Source organism: Pseudoalteromonas sp. 68 DY56-GL68 (assembly GCF_041414825.1).
Taxonomy (GTDB): domain Bacteria; phylum Pseudomonadota; class Gammaproteobacteria; order Enterobacterales; family Alteromonadaceae; genus Pseudoalteromonas.
The window spans coordinates 1-19,810 of sequence record NZ_JAOCZL010000006.1 but is presented as its reverse complement, the minus strand read 5'-3'; the positions used below and the strand labels follow the sequence as shown (position 1 = coordinate 19,810).

Sequence of the window (19,810 nt, the reverse complement as noted above, 5' to 3'; positions counted from 1 at the left end):
CTTATATTAAGCGCCTTGTTTAATTAATTTTCAGCTTTTGTTGCTGTGATGTTTAACCGTGCTTGTAAGGGGTCGGGTAAAAACTCTGCAGTCCCTGATTTGCTCATTTGCAGTATAAAAGATTCATCAGTTTTATATGCTTGCCATGTTGGTAAACCTGGGCCATTTGGTGTGCCTAATTTAATAAAGTTAGTCACATAACGGTGCATTATTTTAGCGGCTTGCTTATCTTGCTCTGTGGTGACATGCCCATATTTCGCTGCCACAGTATTAAAAAAGTACGGAATTTCGCTGGCGTGCTCTGCACCAGGTTTATCTAAGGTTTGCGCCACATAACCAAAACGATACAAAAAGGCATCTTTACCCATATCTGTCACACGTTTTGCGACGAACCTTGCTGGTTCTTGCATTAAAGTATCTTGACCAACTTGGTAATTGAGTAAAGGCAATGGCATTTGCTCATCTGCATCGTAAGTCATTTTTGCTTGTGTACTGTGCGGAGTAAAACTTGCGAATAGCGCCTCTTTTGAAGCAAAATTAGCAAAGCCTAAATCCATATCTGTTGTGCCAACCATGGTCGCAACATGGCTAAATGTGCCTTTACTCAAGCGCGCTTCTGTCGCCGAATTGATGATAGTGCCATCAATAATTGGTCCGCCAACGTAGGTAGACTCATCATCATTTTGTCGGTTTAATGTGCTCAGATTGAGGTTATCAACCACGTCTTCGGCAGATAATTCACGTAGTGCAGCAAGGGCATTTTCATCACTGCCTAAAATGGTGTGTTGTTTGGCAAAGTTTTCGCCAATTTTTTCGGCGCTTAATACAGTGTCGTTATCACTTTTAAGTGGCAATTGCTTAAATAGCTCTCGTCCGCCTGCCGACATAATAATCGCTTGTTGGAATAAGCCATTAGCAGCAGGGGTTTGCATCATCGCATGCACCGATGCGCCACCAGCCGATTCACCCATGAGTGTCACTTTAGAAGCATCACCACCAAATTGAGCGATATTTTGTTTCACCCACTCAAGAGCCGCAATTTGATCCATTAATGCGTAGTTGCCTAGTGCATCATTCTCAAAACGAGTAAGAGCAGGGTGTGCAAAAAAGCCAAATCGGCCTAATCGATAATTAAAGCTAACAAAAATAACGCCTTGTTTAGCAAAACTTTCACCCGAGTAAACAGCGGGAGATGCGCCACCATTTACAAAGCCACCACCGTGTATCCAAACCACAACAGGGTAGGGAGTATCGCTGTGTTTCGTGGGTTTAAATACATTTAAATAAAGGCAGTCTTCCGAAGGGGTTGTCGTAAGCGGCGCAGCATCGCCAGTAAATGGCTTTTGCATACAGTCAGGGGCGTAATCGTTAAGTACTTTTACATCTTGCCACTTGGGCACAGGCTGCGGTGCTCGCCAGCGTAAATCACCTACAGGGGGAGCGGCGTAAGGAATGCCTTTATAAGTTATTACGCGACCTTGTTGCTGTCCTTGGATTAATCCACCATTGACTTTGATATTGTTACTTTTTGGTTGCTCTTGGCAGCCTTGTAAAAAAATAGCTGAGCTTAGTAATACAGAAGCACACAGAATAGAGTTAAAAAAACGAGATGTCATCACATAGCCTAGGTAGAACTGGTTAGGCTTATAATATTAACATATTCATACAGTAACAACGAGAAAACCAGTACAGCACCAAGGGGAGTCTGTACTGGTTTAGTATTTGGCTAAACCACGCGGTGCGTTGTTCATTAAAAAGACTAAGTTAGTCTTTTATCACTTGGGCAGAAGTGAGCCAAATTTAGTTAACGCTTAAAAGCGTGTACGAATACCTAATGTAATACGACGCTCAAAGATATTTTGAGTGATCACATTGTCTGACCACTGGGCGTATATATCTTCTTTTTCTTCGGTTAAATTGCTGATCGACGTATAAATGCTCGTGTCTTCTGCAAATTCATAACCAGCATACATGTCATAATACAGTGTACTTTTAGTCCAAAACGGCACCACGCCTTCGCCCATAGCGGAGCTTAAGCTATCGAGACGGTCGCTACGATAGTTTGCAGCTAAGCGAAGTTGTAATGGGCCTTTTTCATACCATAAAACAGCATTAGCTGATTTTTCAGAGTTGTCTTGGATTGGTAGACTTTTACCGTAAACATCGACGTTAGCGCTGTCACTCGGGGCATAGGTAAAGTTTAGAGATGTACCTAAACCATCAAAAGGTTCTGGCAAGAAGTCGAATGCTTGTTGATAGGTAACCTCAAAGCCTTTGATTTCACCACCTTCACCATTAATTTCGGTCGTTACAGGTACTTCGCGACGAATTACGCCGTCAATGTCTGGCAGACCCAGCATTACAGTGCCACTTTCGACAAATGATTCTATATCCATTAAGAAAGCAGAAATACTTAATAAGCCACTTTCATTAAAATACCACTCGGCAGATAAGTTATAGTTAGTTGCGCGCCAAGGCTCCAAGTCTGGATTACCATTTTGCGTGCCTTGTACCGCAACGAGTAGATCTGGGCTCACACCGAGTTCAGCTGCGAGGATATCACCAGCGCGAGTACGACCAACACTGATGCCACCCGCAAGTTTACCAATGTCTAGCGTTGTCATTGTTTTGCCGTAACCAGCACGTAGAATGAAATCTTCAGTGAGGTTTAAATTAAAGTTCATTGATGGTAAAAAGTCTGAATAATCACGACTTAACCATTTTTCACCTGTTTTTTCACTCGCGGTACATAATGAACATGGACGTGCTGAACCGAGTTGGTTTTGTAACATGTCGAGTTCTGTTTTGATGTATTGCGCACCAATATTTGCGGTGTAACTCATATCAGCCAACTCACCCGCAAAATTAAATTTAAAGTAAGCTGATTGGGTTTGCTCTTTTACTTTGTAAGTGCGTGATGGGTTAGCCAGTCGTTTATTGCCTGGGTAAATAGCATTTTGAAATGCCATAGGGTCATCCATTACCTTCGGATCGATAAGATAAAACCCTTGTCCTACACCACCTGGTCCAAAGTCATTTATTTGGTTTACCCAGCCGTCTGGTAAATCACTAAAATAGTTTGGATGACCAATAGTTAAATCACCACCCGCAACGCTGTTTTCACCATCGCCATTGGTATCGCCTAAAGAGGCCCCAGAGTCTTTCCACATGACATCAGCGGTAATATCACCAGATGTAAATGGTGCCACTAAAATATACGTTTCGCGCTCTACATCGCGTTTTGATGCCCGTAATCCAAAGTCGACGTTAGTGAGGTGGTCTGTTGAAAACTCATAACGGCCATCAAGTCTAGCAACATCAAGCGTTGCTTCTTCTTCGAAGTTATTTTCTGAGTAAGTTGATACTAGGTTATATTGATTGATATCGCTGCCAAAGCCTTCCTCAAAACCTAGGGTGATGTACTCGCCAGTACGAGAGAAATCAACCATGACAGGATCTGGGCCAACACCATTTGGATTAACCGGCGTTGCACCTGTGCCGTCGTTTCTAAGTAAGCCATGTTGTGCGCCAGAGGTTAAATAACCATGCGCTACATTTTCGGTATGACCGCGCTCGGCACTACCATGAATGTATCTGAACTCACCCGAAAGAGGACCATCTCCTTGATATTCAAAGAGTAAGCTTGCGTTAGTTGATTCACGATCATTGGTTAAGCTTTCTGAGTAAGCACTGACACGTCGTGCTTCTAATGTGGCGTCGTTAACAGTGTAAATTTGTCCACCACGGTCGTTGTCGAGGCGTGGTATAAAGTTATCTGAATAAGCCCAAATCTCGCCGCGCGCATTATCGACCATCATCCCTTGTTTGCGATCCGCATCATCCATGTCGGTATAGAATATATCACCGGTAAAAGTCAGTGAATCAGACAACTGATATTGCACAGTGGTGTTTAAGCCGAGGCGATCTCGCTCAGTTTCACGATGCATTACGCCATAAAAACGTTGACTGTAGTAACTGTCGTTTAAGTCTCCATCACCATTGAAATCTCGAGAGGTTTCATTTTGAATCTCGTTGGAGGTTAAAATCGTACCATTACGGTAGTTAGCAAGTGTACTTTCATCATAAGCGGCAGTGAAAATAATACCAAATTTGTCATTGTTATAGCCCGCGAATGCCACTAACTTAGGATCGGTTTCTTCGGATAAGCTGCCGCGTGTCGCTTCGCCTGTAAATGAAAAAGTCGTGCCTTGTTCTAAGTCGAATGGGCGGCGAGTTTTTAGATCTAATGTGCCTGAAATACCACCTGCGAGAATATCGGCTTGGGGAGACTTGAGTACATCAATACCCGATAAAAGCGCAGCAGGTACGTCAGTGAAATCAGGTTGAAGTGTTGTAATTGAGCCTGCACTTAAAAATTGTTCGCCATTTAACAGCGTTGTCACTTGCGGCATACCACGAACATTAATCGTTGAGCCTTCGCCTGCTGAGCGACGAATTTGAATACCGGGTATACGTTGTAGAGTATCTGCAATGGTCACATCGGGTAATTTACCAATATCTTCTGCGGTGATTGAATCCATCACACCAGTACTAAAGCGTTTGTTATTAATATCTTGCTTGTTACTGGCTGCAATACCACGTACCTCAATGGTTTCTATTTCATCGTTTGTCAAATCACTTTGCTGCGCGGCTACTGTATTTAGGCCACTTAGCCCACAAATGACAGCTGCCACAGCCTTAGCCGTTATGCTTGGCGAGAGTGTATGTTGGTGACGGGTTTTAGTTTTCATTTTAAACGTTCCTCATCCTGTATTTTTAAAGTTAATTATTATCTTCTGTTAATTTGTAACATGTATTGACTGTTGGTGTGTTATTAATTAACATTAGATTTAACAAAATTGCAATACCCATTACATTAAATAAGTCACATTTTTTGTATGGTTTTTAATGAAAAGTAATTAACCAGCTGATTTATATGAAGAGTTTTTGAATGAAAAAATTAAGCGTTGCAAACTTGGAAACCGTAAGCCGAGCCAATAAAGGACTCGGTAATGTTCAGCAGCTTCACAAATCAGGGTGGAACATTGCACAGCAAGATGTCAGTTTGCCATGTTTGTGTCTGTATGAATCACGCCTATTGAATAACATTAGCTGGATGGCTGACTATACCAACCAAAGCCATGTGTTATTTGCTCCGCATGGTAAAACAACCATGACACCTGCCATCTTTAAAAAACAATTAGCGGCTGGAGCATATGCAATTACTGTGGCAACCACAGCTCAAGCTGTTGCAGCAGTAACGAGTGGCGCTGAGCGAGTTTTGATGGCTAATCAATTGGTTGGTCGGGCAAACTATCAACAGCTTGATGACTTACTCAGTAGCAATGAAATTGTATTTTATTGCTTGGTCGATAACCTTGATAACGTACGTATGCTTGGTGAATATTTTGCTAATACTCAGCACACTATTCATGTACTGATTGAGCTTGGTGTTGCTGATGGCCGCTGTGGTGTGGTTAACAGTCAGTTATTGGCAGAGTTGATCGCAGAAATAGCAAAATTCGATTCATTAGCTCTAGCGGGTATAGAGGTTTATGAAGGTGTGCTGGGCGATCCCCTTGCCGTGAGTCAATTTCTTGAGTATGCGGTTGCGACCTGCAAACAGCTTATTGCCGATAATGCGTTTGATACTAAGCAAGTGATGATCACCGCTGGTGGGTCGGCATACTACGATTTAGTGTGTGAGGCATTTCATCCTGATAATTTAACCGAGAATATGATAGCCGTGTTGCGACCTGGTTGTTACGTCACTCACGATCAGGGAATTTATGAGCAAGCCCAACAACAAATTTTAGCGCGCAATGAATTGGCATGCTCTTTAGGGAGTGAGCTGACATCTTGCTTAGAAATTTGGGCATATGTGCAGTCAATGCCAGAGGCGGGAAGGGCTATAGTCGGCTTTGGTAAACGGGATGCAGCGTTTGATGCAGGGTTTCCAATCCCAACACTACATGTTGATCAGCAAGGGCAGATAAGCGCTGCAAATAGCAATTGGAAAATAGAAAAAATGATGGACCAGCATGCCATGATGAAAGTACCAAATGATACCACACTTCGGGTTGGTGACATGGTAGCCTTTGCTACCTCTCATCCGTGCTTAACATTCGATAAGTGGCGCTACATCAACGTAATAGATGATAACTACAATGTGGTTGATGTCGTCGAGACTTATTTTTAGGAGAAAGACGTTTGGATATAGTTTCAAGAATAAAAGAGCGCTTGGGTCATCTACGCCAATCAGAACAAGCTGTTGCTCAGTTAATTTTAGCTGATTTGCAATTTGCAGCCTCGGCAAGCATTAGTGATTTGGCTGACAAAGCAAACGTGAGTCATGCATCAATTACACGGCTAGCGAAAGCGCTCGGTTGTAATAATGTCCGTGATATGAAGTTACAGTTAGCGCAATCTTTAGCGGTTGGTGAGCGTTTTATCACTGAAAATAACACTCAGCGTGAAGATATACCGGCAATTTATCAGGCCATTCATGACATTTTGGATGTCAATGCAGGGCTAATTAATCAAACTGATGTTGAGCAAGCAGCTCATTACATTGCAAATAGTCGCCACAGTTTAATTTTTGGTGTGGGTGGAGGAAGCTCAGTGGTTGCGCAAGAGTGCCACAACCGATTATTCAGACTTGATATTTTAAGCAATGCTTACAGTGACCCTGTAATGATGCGAATGACTGCAGCAAGTGTCGATGTGAGTGATGTTGTGGTGGTGTTATCACTAACAGGCTATACCAAAGACTTAATTGATGCAGCGAATATCGCGAAAGATTATGGAGCAAAAGTGATTGCGATTTGCCCAGAGAGTGAACTTGCTAACACTGCCACTATTCATTTACCAATAAAAACAAATGAATCTGACTATATTTTCACACCAAGTACAGCGCGTTATGCCATGTTAGCCGCAGTCGATGTGCTAGCAAGTGAAGTGGCAATTTTAACGCAGAAAAAATCACGCGAAAAACTACGTCGTATTAAACACGAGTTAGATGAATATCGCCAAGGACCTGATCGCGCCCCATTAGGAGATTAATAATGCACAGCAAAGACTCACGGCCTGTGGATACATTGATTCTAGGGGCGAAGGTATTTGATGGCCAAGGTAATGAAGCCTCAGTCACTGATGTAGCGATAAGCGATGATCGCATTATTGCAATTGGTAAGCTCAACGAATTGCCTGCTAAACAAGTTATAGATGCAAAAGGGTTATGCTTAGCGCCTGGTTTTATTGATGTACATACCCATGATGACTTGGAAGTACTGCGCAATCCTAATATGGCAGCGAAGATCAGCCAAGGTGTCACAACGGTCATTACTGGAAATTGTGGGATCAGTGCAGCCCCTGCTGTGGTAAGTGAAGCAGCCCCAGATCCGATGAACTTATTGGGGGCACTCAGTGAATTTAAATTTGCCACCATGGCTGATTATATTCACGCTTTGCAAGCAAGACCTGCAAATGTGAATGTAGCGGCTTTAGTGGGCCATACCACATTGCGTAATAATGTCATGGATGATCTTTTGCGAGGTGCAAATGATGCAGAGATTAAGCATATGTGCAAAGAGCTTGATGCTGCTCTTGCAGCTGGCGCGATTGGCTTGAGTACGGGGCTTGCTTATAAAAATGCGAATCAGGCCCCCAGTGATGAAGTTCAAGCCTTTGGCCCTGTTTTAAAAGCCCATGACGCAATCTATACAACTCATTTGCGCACTGAGTTTGACGCTGTCATTGAGGCGATGGATGAAGCGTTTGCGATGGAGCAAGCTTTTGATATAAAAGTTATTATTTCACATTTGAAATGCGCTGGTAAAAATAACTGGGGACGTGCGCCAGAGCTGATTAATCGGTTTTCAAGACAAGGTTCGCATTCTCGTTGCAGTTGCGATGCTTACCCTTATGCAGCCAGCTCAAGCACTTTGGACTTAAAACAAGTGACCAGCGACTTCGAAATTTTTATAACGTGGTCAGATCCTCACCCCGAAATGGCGGAGCGTTCGCTGCAAGATATTGCAGATACATGGCAGTTGTCGTTACTTGAAAGTGCTAAGAAGCTGCAACCGGCTGGTGCTGTTTATCATGGGCTTGATGAGCAAGATGTGGCAATGATTCTAGCCTTTGAAAAAACCATGATTGGCTCCGATGGTCTGCCGTGTGATCCCCATCCGCATCCTCGTTTGTGGGGATCGTTTCCTCGTGTATTAGGTAAGTACGCACGTGATGAGGGCATTTTCTCACTCGCAACAGCAATACATAAGATGACAGGACTCAGCGCTCGTAATTACGGTTTAACTGACCGTGGTGAGATTAGCGTAGGAAAGTTTGCTGATTTGGTGCTTTTTGACAGCGATGCCATTTGCGATAACGCCACATTTATTGACTCTGAATTACCAGCATCAGGTATTCACAGAGTGTGGACCAATGGTCAACCAACCTTTATTGATGACCAAGTAGTGCCTGCATATTCGGGCAAGTTTTTAACTTCAACTGGAGAGTAATATGATTAAACGTATAGGAACAGAGGGCGGTACAGGCACCGGTGGGCAGCATTTACCTTTTGCACGAGCCATCGAAGCTGGAGGCTGGTTGATGGTGTCTGGGCAAACGCCAATGAAAGACGGTGAAGTGGTTGAAGGTGGCATTATCGAACAGTCTCGTTTAGCGATTCAAAACTGCATCGATATTATGGATGAAGCGGGTTATGGCCTTGAACATGTTGCGCATGTCAAAGTGATTTTAACGGATGCGCGTTACTTTCAATCATTTAATAAGGTGTTCAAAGAGTTTTTTGGTGAGCACCCGCCTGCTCGAATTTGTGCCGTCGCAGACCTTGTTGTTGACTGCAAAGTTGAAGTCGATGTGACGTGTTATAAAGCCCCATAAATTAAAAAAGTTCGACAGCCTAGGCTGTTGAACTCATACATAAAAATAATTATAAGCACCAAAGCCGTGTAATAAGCATAAAGCAATGATAATAATTTGGCTGAGGTGAAGCAGGATGTTGTATGAAGTGGCAATTACTAATGGCCTTTTTAGGCTACCTGATTTTTATGATCTGGTTTGGCTGGTGGGTCAGTCGGAATAGCAAAACCGGTGACGACTTTTTACTAGGCGGACGAAATCTTCCTTTTATTTTAACCTTGGGTACAACCGTTGCGACTATGGTTGGCACGGGCTCCTCAATGGGGGCAGTTGGCTTTGCTTATAACAATGGCTGGGCGGGGATGATTTATGGGCTTGGTGGAGCATGCGGCATATTGCTGCTAGCAAAGCTATTTGCACCTGTCAGAAAGCATGAATTTATGACTATGAGCGAAGAGGTTTCTTTTTATGTAGGGGCTGATCCGCTTGTTAAAAATACTATCGCTATATTCATTTTTGTAGCCAGTATTGGCTGGCTTGGCGCCCATATTCTAGGCGGCGGAATGTATTTGGCTTGGTTAACGGGGTTATCACCACTGAGTGCTAAATTGTTCATTGCTCTTGGTTTTAGTATTTATGTGGTAATAGGTGGCTATGTTGCCGTTGTGTGGACAGACTCTATTCAAGCTCTAGTATTGTTTATTGGGTTTTTCTTGATGGCGGGTGTTGCGCTCTATCAAGCGGATGGTTTGATGATGATCAACGAAGCACAACCTGTACTGAATCAAAGCTTTTTATCACTCGATAAAATAGGTGTTGTACATGGTATTTCGTTGTTTTTTGCAGTCTTGGTTGGCGTACTCGTTGCACCTTCATTTCGCCAACGAATATATTCTGGCAAGCATGTGAGCAGTATTCGTCAGTCATTTTATTTATCTGGCGGTTTATATCTGCTGTTTGCTATTGTGCCTGCCATAATAGGTATGGCTGCATACAAGCTCAACCCAACCCTTGAAAACAGTGCCTTTTCATTTCCTTATATGGCCTTTGAGCTTCTTCCTTTTGGCTTGGCGGCGTTGGTAATAATTGCTGGACTCTCAGCCACTATTTCAAGTGCCAGTTCCGATGCCATTGCGGCGGTAAGCGTATTGATTCGTGATATCTATATGCTGGTATTTAAACGGATGCCACATGCCAGTGAGGTCGTTTTGCTATCACGTATAGGTTTAGTGCTAACAATTGGCACGGCGTTACTTTTGGCGTTACTTACTAACGATGTTATTGGTTACATCACCAATATGATTGCGACATTGATGTCGGGGTTGTGTGTTTGTGTGCTGCTTGGGCATTTTTGGCCCCGATTTAATTGGCAGGGCGCTATGACGGCATTATCAGTGTCATTTATTGTGTCAATGGCGGTAATTTTAACGCCACATTGGCAAGCCTATTGGAGTAATCCCATCATTCCAGCAACCTCTGCATCAATGCTACTTTGTATTATTGTTACCTTACTCACCCCAAAACAACGCTGCAGTAGCGAACAAGCATTAGCAATTTTAAATAAGCAAAGAGAGGCGATGCATCATGATTAATGTGGCCTTTTTTGGCGAAGCAATGCAAGAGCTTAGCGGTGATAACAGCATTCGATTTGGTGGCGATGTTTATAACACTGCGGTGTATTTTAAGCGCTTACAATTAAAAAATATGAAGGTAAATTTTGTAACGGCGCTGGGCAGTGATGAAGTAAGTGACGTTGCACGTTGCCTTTGGCAGGAGCAGGGCTTATCGCTTGATTACTTGCAAATAGCAGCGAATAAAACCCTTGGTAGCTACGGTATAACAACCGATACAAAAGGAGAGCGTTATTTTAGTTACGAACGTGATGACAGCGCTGCCAAGCGGTATTTTTATTTAGATACACAACACAGGTTCGTTAATGCCTTGCGCGAAGGACATATGAGTCATTGTTATTTTTCAGCGATTAGTCTAGCTATTTTAGATACACCTAGCCGACAGTTATTGTTAGATGCACTGCATACCTTTAAAACCGCAGGCGGCAAAGTGATTTTCGATAGTAATTATCGTTCTGTACTTTGGCGATCAGACGATGCTGCTGGTTACTTTAAAAAAGCATTCCAGCTTGCTGATTATTTGTTTGTTACTGATGATGATCATTATGGGGTGTTTGGTGAATGCACAGAGCAGCATTTAGTCGCGTTTTATCAACAATATTCATCTGACCTTGTTGTGATAAAGCAAGGGCTGGCAGATACACTGGTGCTTGAGCATGGAACATTGCAGCGTTTTCCAGTGACGCCTGTAACACAGGTTATAGATACAACATCAGCTGGAGATGCTTTTAGTGCTGGCTTTTTAGCTGCATTTTTACACACTGGATCCATTACATACGCCGTAGATATTGCTCAGCAATTGGCGAGTCAAGTTATCGTTGCTAAAGGGGCGATAGTCGCAACCAGCATTCAATTAGAGCATAGTGAGGGTTAAACCATGTCATTTATTTTACGCGTTGTATTTTGTAGCCTTTGGATACTAAGTGTTGCGCATGCTAAATCATTACCTTTAATGCCGATGCCTGCAAATATCACAGAACTTGAAGGCAAGTTTCAATTAGATCAAAAAAACTTAACTGTCTATTTAGCCGAGAAATACCGAGACCCTAGTGAAGGGTTATTTGAGCACTCTGCGTTTTTTCAGCAGTTTGCCAAGGTCAATTGGGCAGAAGAAAATAAAGCACAGCTGGTTATCGACGTTGATAACTGGTTACCCGCAGTCCCTACTTTAGGAGTGGATGAAAGCTACCAGTTGAGTATTAGTTCGCAAGGTATTTTACTCAAGAGCGCGACTCAGTTTGGTATGCTCCGAGGATTTAGTACTTTGTCGCAGTTAGTGTTTTCAGCAAAGCAGCCTTACTTACTGAGTGCGATCAAAATTGATGATACGCCAGCATACCCGTGGCGAGGACTACTATTTGATAGCGTTAGACACTTTTTACCAATTGCAGATGTAAAGCGTACCCTTAGAGGGCTTGCTTTAGCAAAAATGAATGTATTTCATTGGCACCTCACAGATGATCAAGGCTGGCGTATAGCGCTTAAAAGTTACCCTAAGTTACATCAACACGCTTCGGATGGGCTTTATTACACACAGCAGCAGATTAAAGACGTGGTTAGCTATGCCGCACAGTTAGGTATTCGAGTGGTGCCGGAGTTTGATGTGCCAGGGCACGCGAGCAGTATTGTGCTTGCTTACCCTGAGCTAGGTAGTGGGACAACCCCTGCGTCGATAGAGCGCCATTGGGGGGTATTTAGACCCTTATTAGACCCTAGTAATCCAAAAGTGTATACATTTGTAGAGGACGTGATAAAAGAGCTAACGGAGTTATTTCCCGACGCTTATTTACACATCGGTGGTGACGAAGTGGATGCCCGTGACTGGCAAGAAAATAAAAAAATACAAGCGTTTATGGCTGAGCATGACTTACCAGATAGTCACGCATTACATGCTTATTTTAATCAACGTGTTGCTAAAATCTTAGCTAAATATAATCGCAAAATGATTGGTTGGGATGAAGTACTACATCCAACACTACCTAAGCAAACATTAGTGCAGTCTTGGCGTGGTCATCATTCTCTTGCTGCCATTCAAAAGGCGGGGTTTGATGGTTTATTATCCAGTGGTTTTTACATCGATCAGCCACAATGGACAAATTATCATTATCGTAATCATCCTGAGCCTTTAAAGCGTGATCCATTAACCGCAAGCAACATTTTAAGCAGCGCACAGTTCACTCTAACACGCCTTAAGGGCAGTGCTGTTACCGGCGACATAAGTGTATTTACAACTGCCGATTCAGAGCTTGCCGCTTTAGTTACTATAACAGGCAAAGGGGCGTTTATAACAAAAAATGTGAAACAACGAGCAGCAGGGTTCGAAGTATTAATTGATACATGGATGGGGCCTACGATGCTGGTTGTTGCGACTAACAAAGTGAGTAACTTACCAGCATTTGTTGGCAATACCCCGTATGACTTACAGACTACACCTGATGAGAAACCTAGCATTCAAGTGCTTAATCAAACATTACACGATACACAGCAGGTTAAAAAATCAGGCGAAGTATTGGGCGGTGAGGCAACAATATGGGCGGAGCTAGTCACGACAGATACCATCGATACACGCCTTTGGCCACGCGTTTATGCTATTGCTGAGCGTTTTTGGTCACCCAAGAGTATGACCGATGAGCGAGATATGTATCGCCGTTTAGCGATTATGGATGAATTTGCTATACAACATGGTAGTAAACATAAGGCGCAATTTATTTCTCGTCTTGAAAACGTGTTAGCTGATAATGCCAATCAGGCTAATATCAATACACTACTAACATTTAGTACGTTTATTGAGCCTGCACATTATTATACTTTGCACCATTTAGCCTATTTGAGAAATGAATATCACCATGATGCGCCACTTGATAAGCTTGTTGATGTACTCCCTGTTGAAAGTTTGCAGCTACGTGCGTTTAATTATCAAGTTGAAGACTTTCGACAGCAATGCGCTACAGAGCTAAAAGAAACGTTGCAGTCACAAGTCAGCCGTTGGAGAGAATTTATAACCAACCAGCAAAAGGTTATTGAATCAATCCCTGAGTGGCAACAGGCTTACAAGCAAATAGAGGCATCTTTTAACACGAGTGATGTTCAACCTATTGCGAATAATAATGGCACTATTGCTCATGTTATCGCCTCATTAAATCATTACAAAGAAGCAAGCAAGCATTGCGAAAGTATGAAAAAGAGTCACTTTTGATATTTATTCCCATGCTTTATTGCTAATCTAAGGGCACAGCTTTTAAATGTTAAGGTGTGTATGTTAGATAAAGTATTGCATGATTTTTTAGTTATTTGGGCCACAATTGACCCAATAGGCACGATGGCACTGTTTGCTGCTCTAACGGCTAAATTACCTGCTAAAAAGCGGCGTAAAACAGCCTTTAAAACGGTGGGATATGCTGCTATTGTGCTTATAGGAGCTATTGTTATTGGCCAATTACTATTGAGCGCAATGGGCATTAGCTTGTTATCATTTCAGGTTGCAGGTGGCATCATTTTATTTTTATTTGGCCTGCAAATGATATTTGCTGATGATTCTTCACAGGGCGATATTGAACCGCAACATGATATTTCCGTTTTTCCTTTAGCTATTCCTGCAACGGCTTCACCAGGAGCAATATTGGCAGTTATCTTAATAACGGATAACCATATATACACCATAAAAGAGCAAGTTATAACGGCGCTAAATATGTTAGGGGTGTTGTTAATAACGCTTGTATTGTTATTACTCAGTGGTCGCATTTTAAAGTTAATAGGCACTGGCGGTGCGTCAATCTTAACACGTATTATGGGGTTGATTTTGGCCGCTTTGTCTGTTGAATTTGTTATGGAAGCATTGGGAGTAGCGAAGTGGATTGCAAGTAATTAAGCCCGCATAGCGGGCTTAATTTGCAAGCTGTAATATTATTCAGATACAGTGAATGAAACTTCTAAATCGTCGCCAGAAGTCACTGTTACAGGTTTAACCTGATAAAGAGTGAAAGCCTCGTCTTGCGCTTCTGCATCATCAATATGTGCTGCACATGTGTATGCTAATTGATAATCACCAGGTTGTACGAATGCAAGCTCAAACTCAAATTGATTGTCATCACTATCGAATACGACATCAGCTGTTGCAAGCGGGGCATCAGCAGGGGTCTCATCTTCATTTTCTTCGTAGTTATCCATTGGTACTTCTACGTCGCTGCTGTATAGGTAAACAGCATGACCAAACGAGCCATCTTCAAGAGCAATATCGATGTTATCTGTTTCGCAGTTAGCGATTAATACGTCGCTTACTGTACCTTCAATATCTTCAGATTCAGCAAGGTTTTCTAGACGTACACCACGAGGTTTTAAGAAAATCTCGTCACTATTTTGTGGATCAACCAATGACTTTTTAAGATCAAATTCCATTACAAAATCGTTACCAGCTTGGTTAAGTGTAAAACCATCTAGCTGGATTTCGCCTATACCATCGTTGCCTTTGCGTTTTACAACCAGTGGGGCAATGCTGTCATCTTCATATACAACATGTGAAGTCATCGTTAGGTTGTTGCTGTCACCATTGATTACATCAGCACGGATCCATTGATAGTCGCCAGCAGGGACTTCTTCATCATCAAGTAGTGAGAAAACATCATCGCCAGTGTAATCGAGTAAGTTAACCATCTCTGGTAGTGTGTCATCACTCTCTTCACGAGTCTCAAATGTAAAATCTTCACCGCCTTGGCTTCTCAGTGTGATTGAATCAAAGACAACGTTAACCGCTTTTAAACCTGTTACAGGCGCATCCGATACACCTAGTGTGAACTGAGCTGTTTGAGGTGTTGGATCTGGCGTGTCGTTATCGTCGTTATCTGAGCCACAACCTACAAGTGCAAATAAAATGGCGCTGCTTAATAAAGTTGTTTTGAAGTTCATGATTGATCCCTTTTGTGTTCTAAATGTTGCATTAAGTGTAATGAATTAAACTTAATGCAACTTGAACTTAAGAAAAATAACTTTTCAGCTGAAAAGTGTGACCTAACCTAAGCCTTATAACGGCTAACGTTCTGCTCCAATTGAGTGGCTGTATCAGTAAGCTCGTGCATATAAGAGGTTGCTACATCGGTATCACTGGCCGTCTTATTTGCAATTTCAACAATAGTTGTCATGTTTTGGTTTATCGCTTCAGAGACCGATGTTTGCTCTTCAGCTGCGGTGGCTATCTGTGCATTTTGTGATGTAATCGTGTTAACCGAGTGCAACACTTCATTTAAAGCTTTTTCTACTTCACTTGCTTCAGAAACACTGGTTGCGCTACCACTCTTTATTGCCTGCATTATACTTGTAACCGTTGTTGTACCTTGCTGAACTTGTTCAATCATGCTTTCAATTTCATGGGTACTGTCTTGGGTGCGTTTTGCAAGCGTACGAACTTCATCGGCTACTACTGCAAAGCCACGACCAGCTTCGCCTGCGCGTGCTGATTCAATTGCTGCATTGAGTGCTAGTAGATTTGTTTGCTCAGCAATATTTCTGATCACATCAAGCACACTGCCTATTTGACTTGATTGTTGATTGAGCTGGTCAACCGCATTCGCCCCTTCGTCGACTTGTTTAGCAAGTCCGTTGATCACTTTTATAGCAATAAGAAGCTGATTATTAGCTTGTTTTACCAAGTGATCAGCATGTTCAGCCGCGGTTGATGCTTCTTGAGCGCTACGTGCAACTTCCATTGACGCTGCCGACATTTCGTTGATAGCGGTTGCAACCTGCTCACTTTCTTCATGTTGACGATTAATACCTGTATGCATATTAGCAAGTAGCTCATTGAGCTTGAGTGAGGCGTGATTCATCGATTGTGATGATTGGCGAATATCGATGACCATTTTGCCGACATCATCAGCAAAGCGATTGAATGAACTACCAAGCTGGCCAAGCTCATCAGTTCTTTTTTCCATGAGTCGTCGAGTGAGGTCACCATCACCCTGAGAAATGTCATTCATGGCAAGCACAGTTGTATGTAGCGGACTTGTGATACTGCGAGATACCACAACGGCAATCGCGGCTGTTACAGCAACAGCAAGCACCGAGGCAATAATGGTGTTCACAAATGCATTATCAATCGCGTCATTAACTCTTGTTTCTGTGCTGGCAACTTGTTGCTCAAGGCCGCTTATCCAAAATCCGGTACCTAGCACCCAATTCCATTTTGGGATAAGTGCGGCGTAGCCAAGTTTAGGGCTAACAACACCTTGGGTATTTTTCCATGCATACTCGACGAAGCCACCCCCGTCTTTCGCTGATGAAATGAGCTCTCGAATTAAATAAACCCCATTGGGATCTTTAAAATCGTAGAGGTTTTTACCTTCTAATGATGCATTTACACCATGGGCAACACTGACACCTTGTAGGTCATAAACAAACACATAGCCGGTATCGCCGGCATCATCGAAGCGTAAGTTTCTAAGAATATCTTTAGCCTGAGCTTGTAATTGTTGAGTATTTGTACCGTTATCCTGTGCTACTAAGTGAGAGATAGAGCTCATGGCAATTTTTTGGTAATTACTCACTTCTGCTTTGCGATCACTTTTCATCTGTGAAGCAAAGCTTTCCACTGTTTGAGCACCACTATTCTTTGACTGCACATAGTTATAAATAGTGAGCATAATAGCAATGAGTAAAGGTGGAAGAAGGGCAAGAAGCAGTACCCTTTGCTGAATTGATAGCGCCATTAATTTCTCCTTATAGAATTCTTACTACTAGTGTAGTGGGTTTATAGAATTTTATAAGTCGACTTTATGGCTATATTCACCTGAATTGACTAAATTAAGCGACTTGTTTGTAAAAATACACAGTCGCATCAAACTCCCCTGTTGAACTTTTAGCAAACCCAGGGATTGTGCCTGCTTCTATGTAGCTTAGCTTTCGATAAAGATGTGATGCGGTATCGCCAAGTCGTGTGTCTAGGACAAGCAAAGCTAGACCTAACACCTGTGCATCTGTTTCAAGGCTATTCATAAGTTGTTTTGCAATTCCTTTGCCCTGATAATCACTATGTACCATCAGCTTTTCAACTTCACCTCGATGGCTACCATTCGCCTTTGCACATAAAGAAAGCTGCACAGAGCCGATTACATCTTCACCATCGAAAGCAAGGTATAAACGACGATAGGGAGTGGCTAAATCGGCATCGACTGCTTGCCAGTAGTCATGTGCCGACTGTAATGATAACGGGGCTATAAAGCCGACTGATGCGCCATTGGCGACGCTATCAATCAGCAATGCATTAAGTGATTTAGACACACCTTTAATAGAATGTACTGCTTTAATTTTCATTATTTATTCTTGTTGAAATGGATACACAGAGCCTAAGTTAAGCACGCTGGTTAGCTCATCAAGTGCCTGATAGCTTTCGGTTAAAAGCATTGGATCGGCAAAGTCGTCACTACTTAAAGAGTCACGGTAATGCTTATTCGCCCAACTCACTAGTTGGTTATATTTTTCTTCGCTAAATCGTACAGCCGGATTGACCGCTGCCAGTTCATCCGAATTGAGTGCAACACGTAAACGTAAACAAGCAGGGCCACCGCCATTTTGCATACTTTGGCGTAAGTCAAAAAAGCGCACTTGCTGAACAGGGTTATCTGCCAAAATCATTTCTTGAATGTAATCGTGAACGGCTTGATTGCGCTGACACTCTTTAGGTGCAACCAGCATCATACTGTTATCACTTAAGGTAATTAACTGGCTATTAAATAGGTAGCTGCCTACAGCATCTGAAATGCTCACTTTATTGGTCGGCACTTCAATAATATGTAGCGGCTTATTGCCAAGGTAGGCTTGTTTAATCTGTTTTAGCGTATCAGCTTGATGCAAAAACGCTTGTTCATGGCATAAAAGTACATTGCCATTGGCTACCGCAATCACGTCGTTATGAAACACGCCTTGGTCTATGACATCAGGATTTTGTTGAATAAATAACTGATTTTCAGGCTTTAGTTGATGTAAGCGGGCAATGGCTTGCGATGCTTCAAGAGATTGTCTTGCAGGAAATTTTACGGGTTTTGGTAAGGCGCTATTAAAACTACTTGCACCATAAACAAAGATCTCAAGCCCTGCATCTGCATGGCTGTCGCATAATCGATTATGGTTTGCAGCGCCTTCATCACCAAAAAAGCCTTGCTCAGGTAAGTGTGTGTGGTGGCTAAAGTAACGCTCGTCGTTAAACATGGCTTTTAACAACGCGGATGTTGTTACTGGCTCTAACGAACGATGAAACTTATTATTTAAGTTTGCAGCCGTAAAGTGCACTTTGCCATCAAGGGTATCAACTGAAGGTGAGATAGTGCCAGCATTGGCTGTCCACATTGCCGATGCACTGTAACAAGCTCGCAGTAAAACAGGGTCGGCTTTAAATGCTTTTTCAATAATTTGGCTATCAGTGCCTGTAAAACCTAAGCGTTTTAGCACGTTAATGTCGGGGCGAGCATGAGGTGCAAAAATACCTTGCTCAAGTCCTAATTCGTGCATCGCCTTCATTTTTTCAAGGCCTTGTAGCACCGCCTCTTTTGGGTTTGAATGCGAAGAGGCGTGACTTAGCGAAGCAACATTGCCATACGATAATCCCGCGTAATTATGGGTAGGCCCCACTAAGCCATCAAAGTTTACTTCTACTGCGTGCATACTTAATCCGTCATTATTGTGCGTGTATTTTAACCATACAGAAGTTGTTTAGCTGAAGCTAGCTAACTCCATTTCTACATTACGTAGGTTTTGCTTAAGACGTTTTTGAGTAGCAATTAAATATGCCTTTTGCTTGTTTAGTTTTGTCTGTTGCTGCCTTAATGCTTTGTAAATAGCTCTTTTAGGGATGTCGTATTGTTCTGCTGCTTCGGTGATTGTAAGTTGATGTACAGAAACCTTTTTTAATGCTTCGATAAATGCGGGGTCATTATTTAACATAGCGACGCTCCAAATCAGCAACATTATGCGGATCGTGTGCTTCATGAATATGCCATGTGCTGATATCTAATCGCCAAAGTAGATAAAGAGTGTGAAAAAAGTTAGTCACGTTAGTCTCCTTGTTAGTGCCAGTTCATACTCAATATTGGAAGATCTGTGCCAAACCTTTATTAAATTTAAATGTATTAAAAATCAATCGGTTAATTTTTGGTGATTAGGGCGTCCTTAAAAACAGGCACTAAAATAGTGAAAGGTAAGTGCTGTAATGCACTTTAATGATGCGTGCTTGTATTATTGTTTGAGCAAATATGCGATGTGAAATCGCTGCTACATGCTGGCAACTCGTAGGAATGACTTTAGTCATG

15 protein-coding genes are annotated in these 19,810 nt (G+C 42.4%); 8 read left to right on the top strand and 7 right to left on the bottom strand.

Going from position 1 to position 19,810, the window contains the following annotated elements; genetic code table 11:
* Positions 1-23 precede the first annotated feature (23 nt).
* Together NYF15_RS00875 and NYF15_RS00870 are read right to left on the bottom strand one after the other, a co-directional pair.
* Positions 24-1,616: a carboxylesterase/lipase family protein gene (locus NYF15_RS00875; protein WP_371352452.1), complete on the bottom strand. Its 1,593-nt coding sequence runs from the start codon at positions 1,614-1,616 to the stop codon at positions 24-26.
* Positions 1,617-1,811: 195 nt separating this feature from the next.
* The gene (locus NYF15_RS00870; protein ID WP_371352451.1) at positions 1,812-4,751 is read right to left on the bottom strand and encodes a TonB-dependent receptor; all 2,940 of its coding nucleotides are present in this window, start codon (positions 4,749-4,751) and stop codon (positions 1,812-1,814) included.
* Positions 4,752-4,951: 200 nt separating this feature from the next.
* On the opposite strand from NYF15_RS00870, the gene NYF15_RS00865 reads away from it, so the two are divergent.
* The 8 genes from NYF15_RS00865 to NYF15_RS00830 all read left to right on the top strand — a co-directional run bounded on the left by NYF15_RS00865 (position 4,952) and on the right by NYF15_RS00830 (position 14,385).
* Positions 4,952-6,199 (top strand): amino acid deaminase, encoded by a 1,248-nt coding sequence (locus NYF15_RS00865; protein WP_371352450.1) that lies wholly within the window; start codon positions 4,952-4,954, stop codon positions 6,197-6,199.
* A gap of 11 nt (positions 6,200-6,210) precedes the next feature.
* Complete coding sequence (locus tag NYF15_RS00860) at positions 6,211-7,062, top strand: MurR/RpiR family transcriptional regulator (RefSeq protein ID WP_341804536.1); 852 nt, start codon at positions 6,211-6,213, stop codon at positions 7,060-7,062.
* 2 nt (positions 7,063-7,064) lie between these two features.
* Positions 7,065-8,522, top strand: coding sequence for an amidohydrolase family protein (locus NYF15_RS00855; protein ID WP_371352449.1), 1,458 nt, complete (start codon positions 7,065-7,067; stop codon positions 8,520-8,522).
* Position 8,523: 1 nt separating this feature from the next.
* On the top strand, positions 8,524-8,907 hold the full coding sequence (locus tag NYF15_RS00850; protein WP_371352448.1) for a RidA family protein: 384 nt from the start codon (positions 8,524-8,526) through the stop codon (positions 8,905-8,907).
* Positions 8,908-9,029: 122 nt separating this feature from the next.
* Positions 9,030-10,478 (top strand): sodium:solute symporter family protein, encoded by a 1,449-nt coding sequence (locus NYF15_RS00845; protein WP_371352447.1) that lies wholly within the window; start codon positions 9,030-9,032, stop codon positions 10,476-10,478.
* Positions 10,471-11,391 (top strand): sugar kinase, encoded by a 921-nt coding sequence (locus NYF15_RS00840; RefSeq protein WP_371352446.1) that lies wholly within the window; start codon positions 10,471-10,473, stop codon positions 11,389-11,391. Before NYF15_RS00845 ends, NYF15_RS00840 begins: the two co-directional genes overlap by 8 nt.
* 3 nt (positions 11,392-11,394) lie before the next feature.
* On the top strand, positions 11,395-13,713 hold the full coding sequence (locus NYF15_RS00835; RefSeq protein WP_371352445.1) for a family 20 glycosylhydrolase: 2,319 nt from the start codon (positions 11,395-11,397) through the stop codon (positions 13,711-13,713).
* Between the two features lie 60 nt (positions 13,714-13,773).
* Entirely contained in the window at positions 13,774-14,385 is a 612-nt protein-coding gene (locus NYF15_RS00830; RefSeq protein WP_062567683.1) for a MarC family protein, read from the top strand.
* A gap of 35 nt (positions 14,386-14,420) precedes the next feature.
* Here NYF15_RS00830 and NYF15_RS00825 read toward each other — a convergent pair whose 3' ends face one another.
* From NYF15_RS00825 to NYF15_RS00805, 5 genes are all read right to left on the bottom strand, one after another.
* Positions 14,421-15,419, bottom strand: a complete 999-nt coding sequence (locus NYF15_RS00825; protein WP_371352444.1) for a DUF4382 domain-containing protein — start codon at positions 15,417-15,419, stop codon at positions 14,421-14,423.
* 107 nt (positions 15,420-15,526) lie between these two features.
* Positions 15,527-17,215, bottom strand: coding sequence for a methyl-accepting chemotaxis protein (locus NYF15_RS00820; RefSeq protein WP_371352443.1), 1,689 nt, complete (start codon positions 17,213-17,215; stop codon positions 15,527-15,529).
* Positions 17,216-17,309: 94 nt separating this feature from the next.
* Positions 17,310-17,819 (bottom strand): GNAT family N-acetyltransferase, encoded by a 510-nt coding sequence (locus tag NYF15_RS00815; protein WP_341804543.1) that lies wholly within the window; start codon positions 17,817-17,819, stop codon positions 17,310-17,312.
* Positions 17,820-17,822: 3 nt separating this feature from the next.
* The gene (gene astB, locus NYF15_RS00810; protein WP_371352442.1) at positions 17,823-19,166 is read right to left on the bottom strand and encodes an N-succinylarginine dihydrolase; all 1,344 of its coding nucleotides are present in this window, start codon (positions 19,164-19,166) and stop codon (positions 17,823-17,825) included.
* A 48-nt stretch (positions 19,167-19,214) separates the two neighbouring features.
* Entirely contained in the window at positions 19,215-19,445 is a 231-nt protein-coding gene (locus NYF15_RS00805; protein ID WP_165381505.1) for a helix-turn-helix domain-containing protein, read from the bottom strand.
* Positions 19,446-19,810: the final 365 nt, after the last annotated feature.